Origin of the sequence: Iodobacter sp. BJB302 (genome assembly GCF_002735645.1) — a bacterium.
In the GTDB taxonomy this organism is placed as follows: Bacteria; Pseudomonadota; Gammaproteobacteria; order Burkholderiales; family Chitinibacteraceae; genus Iodobacter.
The window spans coordinates 1-19,602 of record NZ_PDZG01000078.1 but is presented as its reverse complement, the minus strand read 5'-3'; the positions used below and the strand labels follow the sequence as shown (position 1 = coordinate 19,602).

Here is a 19,602-nt window from a genome sequence, read left to right as displayed (position 1 = left end):
CATTAGAAAAACTCCCGACTTGGCCCAATAGCCGAATTGACGAGCTGCTGCCATTTGTTAAAGATCAGAACCCACAAGATAACGAAGGCTAAAGCAGCTGGCTAGGTGGGAGGGCTGAGCGCTTACGAAGCAACGCCATTGCTCAGAAGCCAGACAGGCTGCTTGTCTGGCTCCATTGGTATAAAACTAATTAAAAATTTTGATGCGAACACTTGGGAGTGAAAAGAACAAATTTCGGACATTCGTGACTTGACCCGGTCTATGGATGCGGCCATGGCTCTATCACGGCCCCAATTCAGGCTTGCCGGCTAACTAATATCGGCCGGCAATGCCTCACCTTCGGGTTCAGTGCGCTTAGTCAGCACCATGGACAGCAAAGCAGCAGCTACAAATACCGCCGATGCGGCACCAAGTGCCCATGCATAACCCCGAATGACATCTGATTGCAGTGCAGCAATAGACATAAAAAATGCCAGACCAACTGTTGGTCCTAATTCCATTGCTGTATTCATTACCCCGCCAGCTAAACCAGCCTGATAAGGAGGGACATTGATGGTGGTGATCACTGCAGAACTAGCAAAGATAAAGGATGTACCCAGAGGTAAGATGACCAGCCCGGGAAGCAATCCAAGCATATAAGACGATTCCCGGCTGATTCCCGTAAGTAAAGCTAAACCTGCTGCTCCAAGTAATAAGCCTGAAACCATGACCCTGTCCGCCCCAAACCTCTCTATCAGTGCTGCTGTTATACGGCCAGTCGCAATCAGGGTCGTCATATAGGGTAGAAAGCCCACGGCTGTCTCTAATGGCGACCATCCCTTTTCTTGTTGCAGGTAAAGTGACAGCAAAAATGTTACAAGCCCCATACTTGCGGCGGCCAGCAGAATGCCGATTAATCCCGCTAATCTGCGTGACTCCAGAATGAAGCCAGGCGGCAAGAGCGGCGCTTTAACCCTGCGTTCAACCAGGGAAAAGGCAACCAGTAAAGCACTGCCGAGCAATAGGGGGAGTTGTACTGCGGGTGAACTCCAGCCGTAACTGCTGCTGAAAATCAAGCCGTAGCTTGCTATGGATATGCCCAGGGTTGCCAAAATCCCGCCCCATACATCTTGTCCGGGGCGGTTAGTCAAAGAAATGTCGTGATCTTTGGGTAGCAATCTAGACATCAGGAGAAGAGTGATACATGACACCAAGACAGGAACCAGAAACATCCAGCGCCAAGAGATCCATGTCGTCATTGCGCCAGAGATAACAGTGCCAATCGTTGCGCCCAGCACAGAAACGCCCCCCCAAACAGCCATTGCCCTGCCAAATGCAGCAGGATCAGGAAGCACATTGCGCAAAATGGCCAGTGCTGCTGGTGCAACCAATGCAGCACCAATACCCTGCATAAAACGCACAGTAACCAGCATCATGAAATGAGGCGAAAAGGCTGCCGCTGCTGATGCTAAGCCGAAAAATAATAAACCTGCCGTAAATATACGGCGCCCGCCGTAACGGTCAGCCAGCCGCCCTCCCAGCAGCAATAATCCACTGAATGACAATCCATATGCGGCATTAACCAGTATTAACGAAGCGGTATCTAAACCAAATTCACGGCCAATATCGGGCAAAGGCACTGCAATCAGGGTAATGGTGAAGATCAGGGTTGCTTGGACAACTGCAAGCAAAACAAAGGCCCACTGGGTAGACAACTCCCGGCCTGTGCTTTGTTTATGCTGAGGGGTATGCACAATAAGTATCCCTGTATGTAATGTGCTCAGATAGGTTGGATCGTTATGAAAAGCCAACGCGCGCAAATCAAACAATCAATTAATTTATTGATTGTTTGATTTATGATATAATCATATTAAGTCAATTTGCTGTCAAGCTTATTCAAGTTGAAATTATTTAACCTGCTAATTTGCTTGCTCTTTATGTAATAAAAACAAAAGAGCCTGCAAGTTGCAGGCTCTTTATTACGTTGTACAGTTGTGTCGGAATTTAACGGATTTGCTTACTGAATTGGCTCTTGCCTGCGAGTAGTTCGTGCTTCTCAACCAGACTTCAGGCTGAACCAACACGGGAATGACATTCTTTGAGGGGCAGTTTTGAGCAAACACACCCCAATTTAGGTTCTGTGGTAATCCCCCCCACAAGGCCCGCATAAGAGTCTGTGGCTTACCTAATCAATCAGATAACCAAGAGGGTATTAGTCAATAAATCCCCCTGTCAGGTGGCGGGCATTCCATCCTTTAGTACGCAATAGAGCCACCGCTTTACCAGAAAGTGCACAATAAGTTCCACGACAATAAGCAACAATATCCTGATCTTGCGGCAGTTCTGTCAGCCGACGTTCCAGCTCGTCCAGTGGAATATTAATTGCCCCTGGTAAATGGCCTTGAGAGAACTCTTCCTCGGTGCGTACATCAAGCAACACCATGCTGGCATCGTGCATTCTGGCTAATAGCTCCTCCCTAGAAATCGCTTCTAACTTATCTTTCTGGTCAAAAGTGTCAGAAATCAGCGCGCGTATTTCTGCACGATTATGTTCTGCACAGGCGCTCAGGGCAGCAAGAAGACTTAAAACTGGGCTGCTGCCAATACGATAGAGCACATTTTTCCCATCTCGCCGTGAATAAACAAAGCTTGAACGTTTTAAGTGCTGCAAATGCTGGGAAGTATTTGCAATTGACAGACCAGACAATTCGGCCAGTTGGTCTACGGCTTTTTCTCCTTTGGTGATGAGTTCCAGTAGAAACAAGCGGTGGCTGTTGCCCAGTGTTTTGGCTAAATCGGCCTGTTCCGAAAATAATTGATACTTACTAGCAGCTTCAGAGATTGACATGTTTTGTATACCAATTCATCATTCAATAGAATTATTGAATGCAATATCCTCAAAGATTACATGATATTTTGAATTAGTACAGAAGAACTGCTTATGCCACTGAGAGATGAGCTTGCTACTGGCAGGTCCAACGCGGGCAGGAAAAAACAACAACACAAAAGGGAAAAAAATGAGCTACGAAATAGAGTATGTGATCAGGGTGCTTGCCACAGGAATTGGGGCAACCATTGTGATGGATCTGTGGGCATTGTTCTTACGACGTTGTTTTACGATTCCATCACTCAATTATGCAATGGTGGCGCGCTGGATTGGGCATTTTCATCATGGAAAATTTCAGCATGAAAATATTGCCAAAGCTCAGGCCGTCTATGCGGAAAATGTATTGGGCTGGGGCCTTCACTATCTGACCGGCATCGTTTTTTCAGCTGTGCTGCTGGGCCTTTACGGGCTGGAGTGGTTTCGTAATCCCAGTTTGTTTCCTGCCATTATTTTCGGAATTGCTACGGTAGTCGTTCCTTTTTTCATATTACAACCCGGCCTGGGAGCAGGAATAGCAGCAAGCAAGACTCCCCAGCCACATATTGCCCGCCTGCGTAGCGTTGCTGCCCACGCTGTATTTGGCCTTGGCTTATATCTCTCCGCCCGACTATTGGTATTGATCATGGCTTGAGAGCGGCTAATGAGAAACCGCACCCTAGCCTTGATACAAGTTAGCAAGGCTAGTTTTATTGCAGTATTGCCTTTAATAGTTCAAGAACATGATCGGGAGTGGGTAATGATGGGTGGCCAACCATACGTTTTAGTGAGGCATCATAATTTTCATGCCAGACTGGTTCTATAACTTGGTAACCATCCTCCCGCAACTGACTCACATTGCGCTGTACGGCTGACTTCTCCCACATCACGGCCCCCATTACAGGAAAAAAAAGCACGGGAAAATTTGCCGCCAGTATGACGGTTGTTAGACGATTGGGCGCGGCCCCCTGAGCAGCTTGGGAGAGTGTGTTGGCAGTGGCAGGAAGAACGAGTAATACATCATGGTCTGCAACAATCCTAGATGGCTTATCAGTAGGCCAATCAGTTGGAAGCTCGCCACAGATCACTCTGTCTGCGTAAAGTGCGATGCTGGATGCGGGCAGGAAAGACACTGCACTCGGTGTCATCAGCACAGTTAAATCACAATCAATGCCGATTTTTATTGCTGATAAATATGAAGGTAAGCTCAGAATGTCAACAGAACCACTGGCTCCAACAAGGATTCGTGGCCTGCGCTTGTTGCTTAATGCATTATTAATCATCGGTAGCGTCGCTCAGTCAAAGAAGTGAATGCAAGTTCTTTGATGGTTTCATATGCTGACAAATGATGTCAACAACTTTAACAGTTATCGTATCGCGTATTCCAAAGACTCTTAAAGATGCAATTCTAAGCAAAATGCTTCCTCCTTACCCTACCAGTATCTGGTCGTTGGAATTGCAAGAAAACTTCCCTGAAGCCACGCTGTATAATTGGCGTAATCAACTTTGACAAGAAGACCTTTAATTATTGCGCAGTTGGCCGTGCCGATCTTAACCCAAGTGTTTTTTAACTTAGGGTCTGTTGACGTTTCATTCACAATTGCGCTGAGCCGGAAAACGGCCATGTACAAGGCAGGAGGGCGAAGGTAATAACTGTTTATTGTTGAGGAGCATAACGCAGTGAATGGCCATTTTCCGGCTCAGCCCTTCGGGTTTAGCCCATTTTTGGGGCGGAACTGCGTTAAAAATCGCTCATGGTACTCGTACCATGTCGCAATTTTCTCCTTGTTCAGCCCCAAAACTGGGCCAAACGCAGCCGTGAATGAGACGTCAACAGACCCTAGGTCTTGCGATATTGAAAATACAAAAAATAGTGGGTTTGAGGGGGTAATGATGAGCGCGCTATACTGTAAAAGTCCTTGGAAATAAAAGAGTATTATTTCTAGTCTGGCTGCGGGTTGCAGCCAGAAACTACCCCTTATTTTTTTAAAGAAAACGAAGTATAAAAGCACTTCTACTTCTCAAGGACAACAATGTCGACGCATAAAAAAGTTTGACACAACTGACCTATATAAATCAATGACATACGTTAAAACGTGCTCATGCGTCTAGTTGCAATAGTTTGACACAAGTATGCTAAAACTAAAACTATGGTGAAATCTTGCAATAAAAAAGTTTGACACAATATTTTCCATATTAGCACCGGCATGGGCGACGTTCGATAATGCAAGACAAGCTTCTATTTTTCCCTCCTTCTCTACCTGATGAATCTTTAATATCACGCGTCTCTCGATACCATCTTATCTCGGGCAATAGGACTGAACAATCAACGTTCGGCGAGCTTTGCTCTCGGGTTAGATTAAACTTAGGGAGCGTCGTTCCTGCCTACATAGAGGTGTTAGCTGCCCGCTTGCCTGGTGACGCCGATGCTAATCTAGCTAAAATTCTACAAGATAACACTCTGCTCCCCGCATTCCGGCCATTTCTGGGGCGACCCAATGCACCGCTGCCCTCTGCCGGCGAGACTGATGTGAACGCAAAGATTACGCACTTCCCGAGGCACGTTGTTGGGATGGTGGGCAATGCAAAGTTGTGCATTAGCTGTGTTTTCGAAGATGAGCAGATACATGGTGTTGGCTATTGGCACAGGTCGCATCAAATGCCAGGCGTGACCGTTTGCTGGAAGCACAAGGAGCTACTTATCAGTAGCTGCCAAAATTGCCGTTTTCCTTTTCTACGCCCCCAAAAGCTATTGTCTGTTCCTTGGGGGGCCTGTCCCGTATGTTCGATTCATTTGGAAAAAAAGAAGCAAGATGAAGCGACCAATCCGCTTGAAATCGCTTATGGGCTCTTTGCTCGGGAATTGCTAGCTGAAAATATACCTCCGTATCATCCTGAAATATTGATGAATGCCTATCGAGAGAAAATTAGGCAGCGAGGTTACTCTCGCGGCTCAATGCCTGCATTACAGGATTTTCAGGCGTCGATGATTGACGAACTCGGTTGTGAATTTATAAGCAAAGTTGATCCCGCATTTTCGATGAAGCGTGCGAGTTGGTGGTTACGTTTAAGCTATATTGAATCGGCGTTAGATATGCCGATTACTCGTCATATTATTTTGGGGATGTATTTGTTTGGGACTGCGCACAATTTCCATAATCATTTGCAAGTGTTGGCGAATGAGGATGATGCTATTGCGCGTAAAAAGGGAAAAAAATCGGATTCTTCTCAGAACTCAATACGTGACGAATTTAGAAGAAAAATTGCATCGGCGCTGAAGAAGGTACCATCCCTATCAATGGAGCAACTATGGAAGAAGCAATTTCGTACAGTTGCTTGGCTGTATGACAATGACAAAGAGTGGCTGAACAATACGGTACTAGGCGGCGATGCAAAGACGGATGATTTCGCTGTAAGTTCCAAATCTAAATCTGATGATGTATTAGACCGTGAATATGCTTTGCTGGCTGAGGACTATTCGCGCAAATTATTTGAAAAGGAGGGAAAGCCGCAGCGTATTGGAATGGCAAAAATTCTCGCAGGTGTAACAAAGAATATAAAATCTACAAAAGCAAACCGTGAGCGTTTTCCCATCTTATTTGCCACGATTGATTTGTGCAAAGAAACTGCTTGGTGTTTTAGTGCCAGACGAATATTGTGGGCACTAGGGGAGTTAAATCGTCTAGACGAGAAAATTATTATCTCAAATATTGCTTTGACATCAGTGGTTATATTTTCCGCAGTCGAGAGTATTCTTCGATTTGCTGACTGGGATGCTAAAAAAATAAGCAGTACCAAGATAAATACTCAGGCGCTGCTGGCTAAAGCAGGGATAACTCGGACGTGGCGTGGCCCATCGGAATCTAAGTTGGGAGAATTTGGTGGTAGGGGCTATGTCAGAAAAAACGTGGTCATCACCTGTATTTGAATCTATGCCGTGCGCTAATTTGAGGGAACATGATGTTAGTTTCTTAAATAACGTCGTGGGCTTCATTAAGAAGTTCATCCAATACCTTAGACACCTTTCCAGACCCGGCATATTTTAGTCCGGCGATACGGAGCAACATCCATGGTAGTGGGGCTGGATGAAGTTGTTTTACTTGCAGGGCAGCCCACTGCAAACGCCGACATTGGAAGTCTTCTATTGATTCGATATTTGCCGCCAAGGCTTGAGCGGTGAGTGGTAATCTTAATAAGTATTTTTCCAATAGCGATCGCTTACGCATCGACCGGCCTATCGACGCTTTAGTCACCCATACAGGTTTCTGAATGGCATAGAGTTGTCGGCTGTGCTTCATCACTGCTTCTGCAAATTCACGATCTCTCATTCCCCAGTCAATTCGAGTAGCAGAAACTGTTTTTTTCTTTGGGGTGGTCGCGATCGTTTCGCTTAACCATTGTCGGTCATGTTTGTATAGCCAGGCATAATCAGGAAGCCCACGGGCAAGCATTTTTTGACATCCTAGAGAGAATCTTTTTCTTCTAATTTCTTGTTCCCGTGCACTGATCAATTTATCTCTGGCAATTGCGACATCAGGGTACATTCGCAAAATCCGATACAACGACACCACAGATGTTTCATGGCGTTGTGCCAAGGTATTTAGTGATGTTGTCGACGCGAGTACTGTGCGAAGCTCCGCAAGTTTGGACGGATTCAATGTTTTTGGGCGTGAGGGAACTTGGAGCCCCAGTCTTGTTGCTTCTACTCGTAATGTAGTCACCGACTGACCCAGCAATTGAGCGCAGTGCCGCAGTGATTTTTTGTCCTCGACAAGCATGGATCTTAATTGCTCGCTTAGTACACAAGATGGCTTTGGTAACGACGATGTTGATTGAATACTTGTTTGTGGCAATGGCTTTTTGTTTTTATACGAGCTGGTCATGACAGTAGCCCAATTCCCATTGAGACAGTGCATCAGTAGGAGATGCTTTAGCGGGTGCGTCGATTTACGTGCTTTGCGCAATAGGCCGAGCGCCCATTCGGGCTTCCCAGAGGTCTCTGCTTTGGTAAATTGGAATGTGCCAGATGTTGGTAAATCAGCGATTTTTTGCAGGATCCAAGTAGAGAATTTTGGTACACGCAATCTGCCGCTAGCATGCGTTAGCTTCAAATCTGAGGCTAAGTCACGATAAATGCCTCTCAATTGAGTTGGGGATATAGCTCCAAGCTCAGCATCTAATACTTGCTTGCTGCAGATGGATAAGCTGTGCATCCAAGTTGACAAGCTCTTTTCAATTGCAATTTGATTTGCAAAATTGATTACATCTGGTGTCGTTGGCAGAAACAGGCTGTGTCGGTGTCGATCCACCCAACTGGCATCAAGCGCGTACAACGCAGTGCCATGTTCATGGCAAATGTGGACCGCGGGGAGTTGGTGGGCGCGGTGCCAGTAAGGTTGACCATAAAGATGTTTATCCTGCTCTGCACATTGGGCGCAAAAGCGATAGGGGTTACCCCCGCCAACCTGGCTTGCAACGAGTCCCATCATGGTCTTGAGACCAATGGCGGAATCGCTTTTCATGGCAGCCACGCCCAAGGAGATTTGTCGTTCAGTTAGGAACGGCCGATAGTAGGGGAAGATGGTGTGCCTGTTGATGATGCCTTGCGCATCGATAAGCACACCACTTGGAAGTATCCCGACTAAGCTATCGATTGAACTTGGAAGGTGCGAAGTGACGACAATGGTATGTTTCCCAAACAGCTCTCGAAGCGTATCACGATCATCGGCGTTACCAGACAGCTGGTGGTATCTTGCAATTAAGCTGAATACTGATTCATCAGGTAGGCTAGTAGGAAAGAAGCAAAGCTTGGTTCCTCGTTCAAGCGCTTTTACGATAGGCATCTGAAAACTCGAGCGGATCGACTTGCAGCCAGCAAGCCTTGCGTAAAATATCAATAGGATCAACTGCTTGTGCGATGGTTGTGGAGATCGTGGCACTAGGAAGCGCGACCTTAGCAACTGGTGTTTGCGGAGCTTGTGCCGTGGTATCAGGCACCACAACGGGAACGCTATTTTTTTTGGATTGACGTATGACTGACAAACGATTTTCTGTAGATGAGACTCCAGCATCCTCCATCATCGCGCTGAGCTGATCATCGGTTGGCATCAGGTCTTCAAACAGGCGCATTTTTTTCGGGTCACGGCTTCTCAGTACCGCAACCAATGGTTTGAGCAGTTTCATTTTAGTATTGGCAACGTGCTTAAAAACCTCTTCTGTCAGAGTCTCAATATTGGACTGTATTGCATAGCGTTGCCCGAGAATCATGAGCTTCGCGAGGAAATCGGTTACTCCCTGAGTTAAGTCGTACAGAGTGGCTCTGATGGCAGGCGTCAAAGGGGCGATAGAGTTGACCCATTGGTATTCCCAGATGGCCTCCACCAATAGATCCCATGCTGGATCGTGTTCATTGGGCTGCTTGAAATCATAGGTGCCTAAGCCACACGCACGCCGGGCATTCCTTAACACATCAGCAAATAGCTCCACCATGGGATTGGTGCCAATGAAGACGACGGGAATGCCAATCGCGTTGACCAGATTGACGAAGAAATTCAGCATATTATCTTTGCCGCCGGTTTTAGCTGCGTTCAAATGCTGAAGTTCGTCGATGAAGATCGCACCTACAAAGTAGGTGGTGGCGATTTGCTCCATACGTTGAATCATTTCTGGAATGCCGCCTTTAGATTGATAGCGCTTGGCGTATTTATCCACTCCTAATGCTTGATCGACGGCTCTAAAGAAATTTCGGCATAGACCTGACAAGGACCCATCGAATGGGCATTCGACTTTCAACCAGACGATTTGCGTATGGACAAACTCCTTACTCTTGTAGCTCTTGTGGAGAATAGTTTGGGGATAAAGCCGCAATATGGATTCAAGCGCCGTTGTTTTTCCGATACCGCTTAGTCCTACTAAACTGAATGTGGAGGCGGAGGAGTGGAAGCTCGTCATCGCGCGCTGATCGGTGGATAAGGTATGCAAATGACGCCAAGTGGCAGGATCCATTGGACTACGGTTCACATACCCGCTGCGAATCAACGAAGAAATAGCACTTTCTAGCTCGAGGTGAATTGGCAATGGTTGTACGATATTTCTGAGACGATTAATGCAATGTAGGCGAATTTCTTTAGGCAATGAATGCTCATGCTCTTCACGCGTTGGAAAATGTGCAATCAAAGTTGCTGCATCTTGCTCAGACCAAATCGGCGGTAGTGCTTCGATTAAGGCATTATTCTGATATTCAGGAACGAGCGATGAGGTGTAAGTGGCATAGATCGGTGTTGTATTGTTCATGATGTGGATCGCTATTTTTTACGCAGTCGACTCAGTAAGTCGATGACCTCACCACCGCGTTGACCGTAGGTCTCAGAAATGTTGGCGACAGGCTGTACTGTAGGCGTTGTGTTGATTGTTGGTGTAGGGACAACGGGGTTGGTGTGAGCTGCACGTTCGGCCGCGCGTTCAATGGTACGATTGGCTCGAATACCGGCAACCTGCTGTGCTGCGGAGATATCTTCCTGACTTAGTTTCTTTTCTGCGGTAGCTTGATTGATAATGCTTTGCACTTGGTCATCTAGCTGTACCTTGCTGACTAGTTCAGTATATTGGTCGTCAGGTGATGATTGCTTGATGATCTCCAGCATATCCATGATTTCTTCTAGCCGGTGTCCTCGGTATCTGATTTCGGACGCACGCAGATGATAGGTGGTGAACGACTTGTCCTCGTTGCGTATCCAGATGTGCTCAGGTTTAGTTGAGTCATACCAGACCTCAATGGGTTCGCGGCCCTTGGCGCGTGCACGGGCGAACTTCATCCCATCTCCGTCGGATGCAGACGTGTAAAACATGCCTTCAAAGTAGATGCCGCCGGCTTGCACGCTAGCTTTTGCTTTCGGGAGCAGGTGCAGGTAGACCAGCTCAGGAGAATGAATATTAGGTGCACCAAATCCATGTTCTATGCCCCAGTTCCAGAGGCTGATTGGCGTAGAGTCAATTTCTTGGGCAATCATGTCTTTGTTCAGCCAGTCAGGCTGTCGACTATGCCGGTTGTAGTGCAACACACTGGCAACCATGATCTTGGTGAATTCGTGCAAATCGAGTGTCGCGTCGAGGCGGTAATCCCGTTCGCCACGTTCCTTGATGCGTTGTGCAACGCCGCCTGGCGCCCATTGAATCTGCGTCAGTCGGTTGAGTACCCGAAACCGGCTTTCTACAATTGCTTTCCAGTCTGGGCGATATGGTGGCGCGATGGCTAGGTCGATTCCCAAGCCTGTGGCCAGATTCTCCGCTGCAATCCCTAGCATTTCACCTCTATCAGCGCAGATTTCTTGCGGTAAATGATGACATGGCCAATCACTGGGGTTGATCTGAATGTCAAACTGGCGGCAAAAGTCGACCTTATTGCTAAATGCATTCCACAATGCCTGTCGTGCGCCGTTCCAGCTTGGTCCTTCCAGTCCGATATAGATGCCGACGATCATTCGCGAAAATACGTCGACTACAACATATACTACTGGCCGACCAATGATCCAATTGCGATTGAAGCGGCTGACTAGGTAGACGTCGGCAATCGTTGCGTCGATTTCAAATCGATGGCACGGTCCAAACAGTCCTTGATTGGCCCTGCCGATTAAGGCGCGATGGTCTTTTTCCCACTTACGCTCTCCTTTTCGGCTACGAAGGACAGTAATGGCATCGAAGGCCTTCTTTCCCCAATATTGGAATTGGGTCAGTTTGGGTAATTCGTGCGCTGGTTTTAAGTTGAAGTCATCGTCGGAGTACCCAAGGACGGAATGCTCTGCGCGGTAAAATTTATTTAAGGTTCTGTTGTAGGCATCTGTTACACATTCCACCACATTGTTTTTGTATAAGGCATAGCCAATCTTGATTGCAGCTTTGTCCTCTTCTGTGAGTATTTTTGCCTTGGTTTCCGTCACTAATCCCAAGTATTTGGGGGGGCGACCGTTAATTTTTCCATTAGCAAAGGTCTTCGGCTTACCCGCACCGCCTGAGCGGACATAGTTTGGTAACAGGGCATTCTTGGTTCCACCAAACAGCCAATAGCGATACAGTAGGCGATATAAGGTTTTGCGCGGTAAATTAATGGCTTTAGCATGCGCCGCGATCATGGTGCCCATTGCCTGAGGGACGAAAATCTCACCAGGGTATTTTGTTTCTAGTAGCGGTTGTATTCGCTCCCAGCTAGTTTCGCGAATGCGTTTGGCTTTTGTGTCGATCTCATCCTCCAGCGCAAGCATAAAGGCCGGCACTTTAATGACTGTGTGGCGTATTTTCTTTTCCTGTAACAGTGAATCCAATTCCGTTAATGATATTGACCAAGGCTGTTTGGGTGGATCTTCGATGGTGATTAAGACCGCCGAATCGTTTTCTTTATCTATCCACAGAATTCTGGCGGGATGCAGGAACGGTGGTTCTTTAGTGATAGATTCAAAGGCGCTGTTCACATTGATGAATTTGGTCATATTATGCAGCCTTTAATACCTTGGATACGGGCATATTACTTGCTGTCAATAATGGACAAAACCCGGTCAGCTTCAATTCCTGGTTAGTGATGTCAAAGCAGATGTTCTTATTCAATACCAAATACTTAAAAAGGAGGATGCCGTCGGTGTAAGGGATATGGGTTGAAGTTGCAGAAGCACGGATGACCGACGCCAATGTGCGCTCTTTATTGGCATAGAATTCTAACGCATGTATGAATTGTGACTGCGTGTCCGGTTTGAGAAGGTGGCGCTCCAGAGCTTTTCCTTTTCGTAACCAGATCAGGTTCTCTATAAGTGTGGCCCCCATGGTCTTTTCCGTGACGAGTTTCCAGTCATGCACACCTTGCACTTGCAACAGCGCTTTTTCTAATTCTAATTTTTCGATTGTGCGTTTCAATTCACTGGAGGGTAATAGATCGCTCTCGGTTTTGACCGAACGCGCGGCAAGATAGCGTGTGCCATCGGCAGCTTGTAACGTGACTAAGAAATCTGTGGTCATGACAAAATGCAGTTGCGTGCCACGGTAGAGCGGGTAGCGGATTCCGAGTTGATTGGCGATGTCAATCGCTTGCTCTGTGGGAAATAGCGGAAATTGCTCCCTGATGTCGATGACTTGTTCGGAGAACTCTAAGGTAAGAAAACAGGCAAACTCTACATCGGAAAGCAGATGGTGAAGACGATCCACCTTTGTTCCCTGTACTTTGCGTGACCTTCCTTTTGAGGGAACATCTTGTACTCGAAGCCAAGGTAGGTATTGAGGCCCTTCTCCCTGACCGTATCCTTGGCTAATATAACGGTCTATATCCGCTTGTGTTTTAAATCGTCGACCCCGCACTATTTCAACCTTTGTAAATAAAATCAATCATAAGTATAACCGCGATAGTTAGGCTCTCGTCTATCTACCTGAGTATTGAAACACTCCAATTAGATCAGTAAAACGGTGCGTTATCAAAGCTGCAGCTTGTTTAATGGCCTGCGTGCGACTCTTTTGGCGATATCAAGCTTGCGATGCATGAAGGATCATGCGTCAGTATCTCGAGCGCGTCGTGCTCTGATATTGCCCGCTTGGATGGGGTGACATGCGCAATCCCAGTAATGCTAGCGCACGCATGAACCAATACGAACGTGGGAAGCACCTCCCGACTTCGATACACTTAAACGTATTGCGAATGTGCTTGATGTGCCCGTAGCCTATTTTTACTATGAGGATGAATTGACTGCCTCTATTCTTCAGACTGCTGAAGCACTAAGTGAAGAACAGAAGTTAGCTCTGCTTGTGTCTATTCGTGAGATGGTCATTACTGAGAAAGAAAAATAAAGGTCAAAGAAACCAATCACAGGGACATTGACCTGCAAAAGACTAGCCCTAAGAACTGAGTAGAAGTAATTAAAAAAATAAGTATTTTATGAAAGCATAAAAACAGGGAATATTGTTTGCGACATGACTTGCTCCCAAGCCGCACCTTTAAAGGAGTTGTTGGTATGCCGCTTTAAGCGATAATAACGGCCAATCTTAAGCATTATCAAAAACTCTTTACCACACTGCTTGTAAGCTCTCACTGCCCCCACTAAAGCTAGGCTCATGAAACATCGCTTTTTAGCTCATCCACTCGCTGTCCTGCTCATGATGATCTTGCTGACATTCAGCCAGTTCGTTGTAGCGGCTTATGCCTGCGCGGATGCTCTAGCAAGCTTGCCTACTACGCCTGTTATGATGCAAATGGCCGACATGAGTGATTGTGTCGAAATGAAGGCCAATCAACAGCCTTTAGTGTGTAAAGCACACTGCCAAAAAGATTCGCAATCAGAAGCATATAAAACACCTAGTCTGCCTGCCCCACAGCTATTTACCCTGTTTTATCTTGCGCCTTTATTTGATAGCTATTTGCCGATGGCTAATCAGCAATTAACAGCGCCACCTACACTGCTCGCATCCTCCCCGCCCTTACGTATCCAATATCAAGTCTTTCGCAACTAGCCTATTTCTCTGATCCATTTGAACATCACTAGGACTGCGGTGCGTCTTTGCTCGCCTTCACGTCTTGGTGTTTCGTATTCAGTATGATCTGGAGAAACACTCATGTTTCCTTATGCACTTCGCAGCATTGTGCTCTTACTCTGCGTGGCCAGCGCACAGGCGCTGACCTTAGACGAGGCCCTTATCGCGGCTCAAAATTACGCCCCTGATCTCATTGTCAGTCGATCAGGCGCTGCTGCAGCTCAATCTTTAACGCTATCTGCTGGTGCTTTACCTGACCCTAAGCTCTCTTTTGCCATTGATAACCTTCCGCTAGAGGGAGAAGACCAATACCGTATTGGCAAATCAATGCGCAGCATTGGCCTGATGCAGGAGTTTCCTAATGCGGGCAAGCGGGCAGCGGAGCGCCAAATCGCCACGGCAGCGTGGCAAGCCAGTAGCGCCCAGTATCGCTTTGCACAGCTTAATGTACAACGCGCCACCACACTCGCTTGGCTAAGCCTCTATTACACGCAAGAAAAAGCTCAGATTCTTGATGCGCAAGTCATCGAAAATCAAAACAGCTTAAGCCTTAGTCGCGCAGCTATAGCAGGGGGCGGCACAGTCGACAATGCCTTAGCTGCACAGCTAGAAACCCAGCAATTAGCCGATGCGCGGGATGATTTAAAGAGCGAAGTTCAACAGGCACGGGCGCTATTGGCACGCTGGATTGGGCCTGACCGGGCGCGTGAGGCCGTTAATGGCCCGCTGCCAGTGTGGCAACGCGAACCCGCTTCTGAAGATCAATCTGTTCAATTTAGTAAGCAGCCTGATCTGCACGCGGCCAGCTCGCAAATTAGCGCCGCCCGTGCCGAATTAGCGCTGATGGAGGCAGGCAAGCGGCCCGACTGGGGGGTGGAGCTGGCCCTGCAACGCAGCGATATGGGGCAAAACCAAGCGATGGTGAAGGTTTCTTTTGACCTGCCATTTTTTACCGCCTCACGGCAAGACCCCAAAATCGCCGCCGCAACCGCCAACTTGCAACGAGCCGAAGCAGAAAAAACCGCTCGTAGTGCGGGCTATCGTCAGCAATATGCCGAGTTAAATGCGCAAGGTGATGCGCTGACTAGCCAGTTGCAAAGGCTAAAGCAACAAACACTGCCCTTAATTCAAAAGCAAACTGAGCTGGCCTTAGCGGGCCTGCAATCTGGCAAAGCTAATAGCAATGCGGTACTTGAAGCGCGCAAAACGAAAAGAGTAGCCCAATTACGCGTCCTTGATCTGACCTCCCGCCTTGCCTCTATTCAGGCGCAAATATTCTTCCTAACTGGAGGCTATTAATCATGAATCGCAACAACACAATCGCCTTAGCCATTGCCACCCTTTTTATCGGAAGTGCCGCAGGTTGGTGGCTAAAGCCAACGCTAAACCACACCACCGCCAACGTCCCCGTTGAGGCACGCAAAGCCCTTTATTGGTACGACCCTATGAAGCCAGAACAGCATTTCGATCAGCCAGGTAAATCTCCCTTTATGGATATGGAACTGTTGCCTCGCTATGCCGATGCCACTGATTCATCTTCATCCACGGCAAATGCCAGTATCAAGATTGACCCCAGCCTCACACAAAATACCGGTCTTAAATTAGCCACCGTCCATAGCGGAACGATATCGCAGGGGATTGAAGTGCCCGGTAGCGTGGTGTTTAACGATAGAGACGTGGCCATTGTGCAGGCACGTAGCAATGGCATTGTGGAGCGGGTATATCCACTCGCAACTGGCGATGTGATTGCAGCCGGTGCGCCGATTGCCGAGGTACGCGTGCCTGAATGGCTGGCCGCACAAAATGAATATCTGGCGCTACGCCATGATGCCGAGCTAGCAGGTGCTATGCTTTCTCGCCTGCAGCAGCTTGGCATGAGCACAGCACAGATTGCTCGCCTAAAACAAAGTGGCCAGCCGCAAGCCACCATTACTATCACAGCGCCCCGCAGCGGCATGATTGCCGAGCTATCCGTACGGCAAGGCATGGTACTGAGCCTTGGTGCGCCTCTGGCGCGGATTAATGGTTTGGCCAGCGTGTGGATCGAGGCCGAAGTGCCTGAGGCCCAAGCCGCCACGCTCAAAATCGGAGCACCAATTCACGCCCTTTTTGCGGCCCAGCCCAATGCACCGATCAGCGGCAAAGTCACCGCTCTCGTGCCTGAGCTGAATAAGGAAACACGTAGCCTAAGAGTACGAGCCGAGGTTCCTAACCCCAAGGGGCTGCTGCGCCCCGGCATGTTTGCACGCATTGCTCTGGACAACCCTGATAGCAGCTCGGCATTGCTTGTCCCTAGCGAAAGTATTATCGCCACCGGCAAACGCAGCGTGGTGATTATGAGCGACGGCCAAGGGCGCTTTACACCCAGCGACGTCAAAACAGGCCGCGAGCATCAAGGGCAAACTGAAATTATTTCCGGTTTAAAAGAAGGTGAGCAGATTGTGGTGTCTGGGCAATTTATGATTGATTCAGAGGCCAGCTTGCGTGGGGTATTGGCAAGGATGAACCCTGCGGCTTCTGCCGCCACCTCAGCCCATTCCGACCACGCTACCACCGCCCCTGTTCAAGCAACACACCAAGGCCAAGGCATCGTTAAAGCTATCGACAGCAAGCAAATTACGCTAGAGCACGGTGCGATTGCTTCCCTCAACTGGCCCGCCATGACAATGCCTTTTCCCTTGGCCACCCCCAATCTAGCCAAGGGAATTCGCGTCGGCCAGCAGGTGAATTTCTCCTTTATTGAGCAGGGCAGCGTGGTGCAAAGCATTTCGGTGATTTCCACAGGGGATCAGCCATGATTGCAAAAGTCATTTACTGGTCGATTCGTAATCGTTTTTTGGTCTTACTCGCTACGGTCATGTTAGTGGCATGGGGCGTTTGGGCGGTTAAAAATGCACCTATCGACGCTTTGCCGGATTTATCCGATGTGCAGGTGATTATTCGCACGCCTTATCCGGGGCAAGCGCCAAGAATTGTTGAGGATCAGGTCACGTACCCGCTCACCACTACCATGCTTTCTGTACCAGGCGTCAAAACCGTAAGGGGATTTTCTTTTTTTGGTGATTCTTATGTCTACGTTTTGTTTGATGACAACACCGACCTTTACTGGGCGCGTTCCCGCGTTTTAGAGTACTTAAATCAAGTGCAAGCAAAACTACCCGCCGCAGCTCGCCCAGCCCTAGGGCCAGATGCCACGGGGGTGGGCTGGATTTATGAATATGCGCTGGTCGATAAAAGCGGCAAGCATAGCTTGGCAGATCTGCGTAGCTTGCAAGATTGGTTTCTTAAATACGAGCTTAAAACCCTGCCTAATGTGGCCGAAGTGGCGTCGATTGGCGGCATGGTCAAGCAATATCAGGTGGTGCTTGATCCGCTGAAATTAGCCAGCTTTGGCATCAGCCATGATGCAGTGACCGACGCAATGGCAAAGGCCAATCAAGAAACCGGCGGTGCGGTGATTGAGCTGGCCGAAAGCGAATATATGGTACGTGCCAGCGGCTATTTAAAAACGCTGGATGATTTTAGAACCATTCCCCTTAAAACATCGGCCAATGGCGTGGCGGTGCAGCTGGGGGACGTAGCCCGTATCCAAATTGGGCCAGAAATGCGCCGTGGCATTGCCGAGCTCAATGGTGAAGGCGAAGTGGCCGGTGGCGTGGTGATTTTGCGCTCGGGCAAAAACGCCCGCGCCACAATTAGCGCGGTGCACACCAAGATAGAGCAGCTAAAGAAAAGCCTGCCAGCTGGGGTAGAGATCGTTACCACCTATGATCGCAGCCAGTTGATTGATCATGCGGTGGAGAATCTCAGTCATAAATTGCTCGAGGAATTTATAGTCGTCGCCCTCGTCTGCGCCGTATTTTTATGGCATCTACGCTCGGCGCTGGTGGCGATTATTTCGCTGCCGCTGGGCGTATTAGCGGCGTTTATCGTTATGCATTATCAGGGCGTGAACGCGAATATTATGTCGCTGGGCGGCATTGCCATTGCCATCGGGGCCATGGTCGACGCAGCCGTGGTGATGATAGAAAACGCGCATAAAAAGCTCGAAGAATGGGCCCATGCTCATCCTGGTGAAAAGCTAGTGGGTGCCGAGCATTGGCAAGTCATCGGCCACGCCGCCGCCGAAGTGGGGCCTGCTTTATTTTTTAGCCTGTTGATTATCACCCTGTCTTTTATTCCGATTTTTACTTTAGAAGCGCAAGAAGGCCGACTATTTGGCCCGCTCGCCTTTACCAAAACCTACGCCATGGCGGCGGCGGCGGGGATATCAATCACGCTAGTGCCGATTTTGATGGGCTATTGGATACGCGGCGCCATTCCCGATGAAAACCGTAATCCCTTGAACCGTTTTTTAGTCAAGCTGTATTCCCCGATGCTAGAAGCGGTGCTCAAGCGCCCAAAAACCACCTTAATCGCAGCGGCCTTGGTGTTTATCACTGCGCTGTGGCCTGCCAGCCAATTAGGTGGCGAGTTTCTGCCACAAATGAACGAGGGCGATTTGCTGTATATGCCCAGCGCCTTGCCCGGCCTATCCGCAGGCAAAGCCGCCGAGTTGCTGCAACAAAGTGATCGCCTAATTAAAACCATCCCTGAAGTCGCCACCGTCTTTGGTAAAGCAGGTAGAGCAGAAACCGCCACCGATAATTCGCCCATGGAGATGTTTGAAACCACCATCCACTTTAAGCCGCAAGATCAATGGCGGCCGGGCATGACGCCTAAAAAACTGGTGGAAGAACTCGATCGCACGGTGCAAATCCCCGGCCTTGCTAATCTATGGGTGCCGCCGATTCGTAACCGTATCGATATGCTGGCCACTGGCATTAAAAGCCCCATCGGTATCAAGGTGGCAGGCACCGATATCGCCAGCATCGATGCCACCGCGATTGCCATCGAAAAGGTCGCAAAAACCGTCAACGGTGTTTCATCGGCCTTGGCCGAGCGTCTCAGTGGCGGGCGCTATATCGATGTGGATATCAACCGCGCCGCCGCCGCTCGCTACGGCCTAAATGTGGCCGATGTGCAATCGGTGGTCGCCCGCTTGATTGGTGGTGAAAACGTTGGTGAAACGGTAGAAGGCACGGCCCGCTACCCAATCAATGTGCGCTACCCACGTGAGCTAAGAGACTCCCCCGAGGCGCTGCGTAATCTGCCGATTGTGACGGCAAATGGTCAACAAATCACCTTAGGATCGGTCGCCAAAATCAGTATCGCCGACGGCCCGCCCATGCTTAAAAGCGAAAACGGCCGCCTAGCCT

The 19,602-nt window shown here is 48.6% G+C and carries 14 protein-coding genes; 6 read left to right on the top strand and 8 right to left on the bottom strand.

The annotated features are described in order from the left end of the window. Positions 1-308 precede the first annotated feature (308 nt). Positions 309-1,733 (bottom strand): MFS transporter, encoded by a 1,425-nt coding sequence (locus CSQ88_RS19045; protein ID WP_218963149.1) that lies wholly within the window; start codon positions 1,731-1,733, stop codon positions 309-311. 458 nt (positions 1,734-2,191) lie between these two features. Continuing rightward, positions 2,192-2,827: a metalloregulator ArsR/SmtB family transcription factor gene (locus tag CSQ88_RS19040; RefSeq protein ID WP_099399666.1), complete on the bottom strand. Its 636-nt coding sequence runs from the start codon at positions 2,825-2,827 to the stop codon at positions 2,192-2,194. Positions 2,828-2,996: 169 nt separating this feature from the next. On the opposite strand from CSQ88_RS19040, the gene CSQ88_RS19035 reads away from it, so the two are divergent. Then, on the top strand, positions 2,997-3,497 hold the full coding sequence (locus CSQ88_RS19035) for a DUF2938 domain-containing protein (protein ID WP_099399665.1): 501 nt from the start codon (positions 2,997-2,999) through the stop codon (positions 3,495-3,497). A gap of 55 nt (positions 3,498-3,552) precedes the next feature. Here the strand turns inward: CSQ88_RS19035 and CSQ88_RS19030 are convergent, their stop codons facing one another. Further along, positions 3,553-4,125 (bottom strand): flavoprotein, encoded by a 573-nt coding sequence (locus tag CSQ88_RS19030; RefSeq protein WP_099399664.1) that lies wholly within the window; start codon positions 4,123-4,125, stop codon positions 3,553-3,555. A gap of 941 nt (positions 4,126-5,066) precedes the next feature. On the opposite strand from CSQ88_RS19030, the gene CSQ88_RS19015 reads away from it, so the two are divergent. Next, entirely contained in the window at positions 5,067-6,770 is a 1,704-nt protein-coding gene (locus tag CSQ88_RS19015; RefSeq protein WP_099399661.1) for a TnsD family Tn7-like transposition protein, read from the top strand. A 43-nt stretch (positions 6,771-6,813) separates the two neighbouring features. Here the strand turns inward: CSQ88_RS19015 and CSQ88_RS19010 are convergent, their stop codons facing one another. From CSQ88_RS19010 to CSQ88_RS18985, 5 genes are all read right to left on the bottom strand, one after another. Then, positions 6,814-8,685, bottom strand: a complete 1,872-nt coding sequence (locus CSQ88_RS19010) for a TnsD family Tn7-like transposition protein (RefSeq protein WP_099399660.1) — start codon at positions 8,683-8,685, stop codon at positions 6,814-6,816. Beyond that, complete coding sequence (locus CSQ88_RS19005) at positions 8,663-10,135, bottom strand: ATP-binding protein (protein WP_099399659.1); 1,473 nt, start codon at positions 10,133-10,135, stop codon at positions 8,663-8,665. The genes CSQ88_RS19010 and CSQ88_RS19005 overlap by 23 nt, the downstream gene beginning before the upstream one ends. Positions 10,136-10,146: 11 nt before the next feature. Then, the gene (locus CSQ88_RS19000) at positions 10,147-12,324 is read right to left on the bottom strand and encodes a Mu transposase C-terminal domain-containing protein (protein WP_099399658.1); all 2,178 of its coding nucleotides are present in this window, start codon (positions 12,322-12,324) and stop codon (positions 10,147-10,149) included. A 1-nt stretch (position 12,325) separates the two neighbouring features. Continuing rightward, positions 12,326-13,030 carry a TnsA endonuclease N-terminal domain-containing protein gene (locus tag CSQ88_RS18995; RefSeq protein ID WP_218963148.1) on the bottom strand — a complete coding sequence of 235 codons (705 nt, stop codon included), beginning with the start codon at positions 13,028-13,030 and terminating at the stop codon, positions 12,326-12,328. 719 nt (positions 13,031-13,749) lie between these two features. Then, positions 13,750-13,929, bottom strand: coding sequence for a hypothetical protein (locus CSQ88_RS18985; RefSeq protein ID WP_099399656.1), 180 nt, complete (start codon positions 13,927-13,929; stop codon positions 13,750-13,752). Here CSQ88_RS18985 and CSQ88_RS18980 point away from each other — a divergent pair. The 4 genes from CSQ88_RS18980 to CSQ88_RS18965 form a co-directional block, all read left to right on the top strand. After that, the gene (locus tag CSQ88_RS18980) at positions 13,928-14,323 is read left to right on the top strand and encodes a hypothetical protein (protein ID WP_099399655.1); all 396 of its coding nucleotides are present in this window, start codon (positions 13,928-13,930) and stop codon (positions 14,321-14,323) included. The genes CSQ88_RS18985 and CSQ88_RS18980 overlap by 2 nt on opposite strands. 102 nt (positions 14,324-14,425) lie before the next feature. Next, positions 14,426-15,643 carry a TolC family protein gene (locus CSQ88_RS18975; RefSeq protein WP_099399654.1) on the top strand — a complete coding sequence of 406 codons (1,218 nt, stop codon included), beginning with the start codon at positions 14,426-14,428 and terminating at the stop codon, positions 15,641-15,643. 2 nt (positions 15,644-15,645) lie between these two features. After that, the gene (locus CSQ88_RS18970) at positions 15,646-17,142 is read left to right on the top strand and encodes an efflux RND transporter periplasmic adaptor subunit (RefSeq protein ID WP_099399653.1); all 1,497 of its coding nucleotides are present in this window, start codon (positions 15,646-15,648) and stop codon (positions 17,140-17,142) included. Next, a partial coding sequence (locus tag CSQ88_RS18965; protein WP_099399652.1) for an efflux RND transporter permease subunit occupies positions 17,139-19,602 on the top strand: 2,464 nt, incomplete at its 3' end. The genes CSQ88_RS18970 and CSQ88_RS18965, both read left to right, overlap by 4 nt.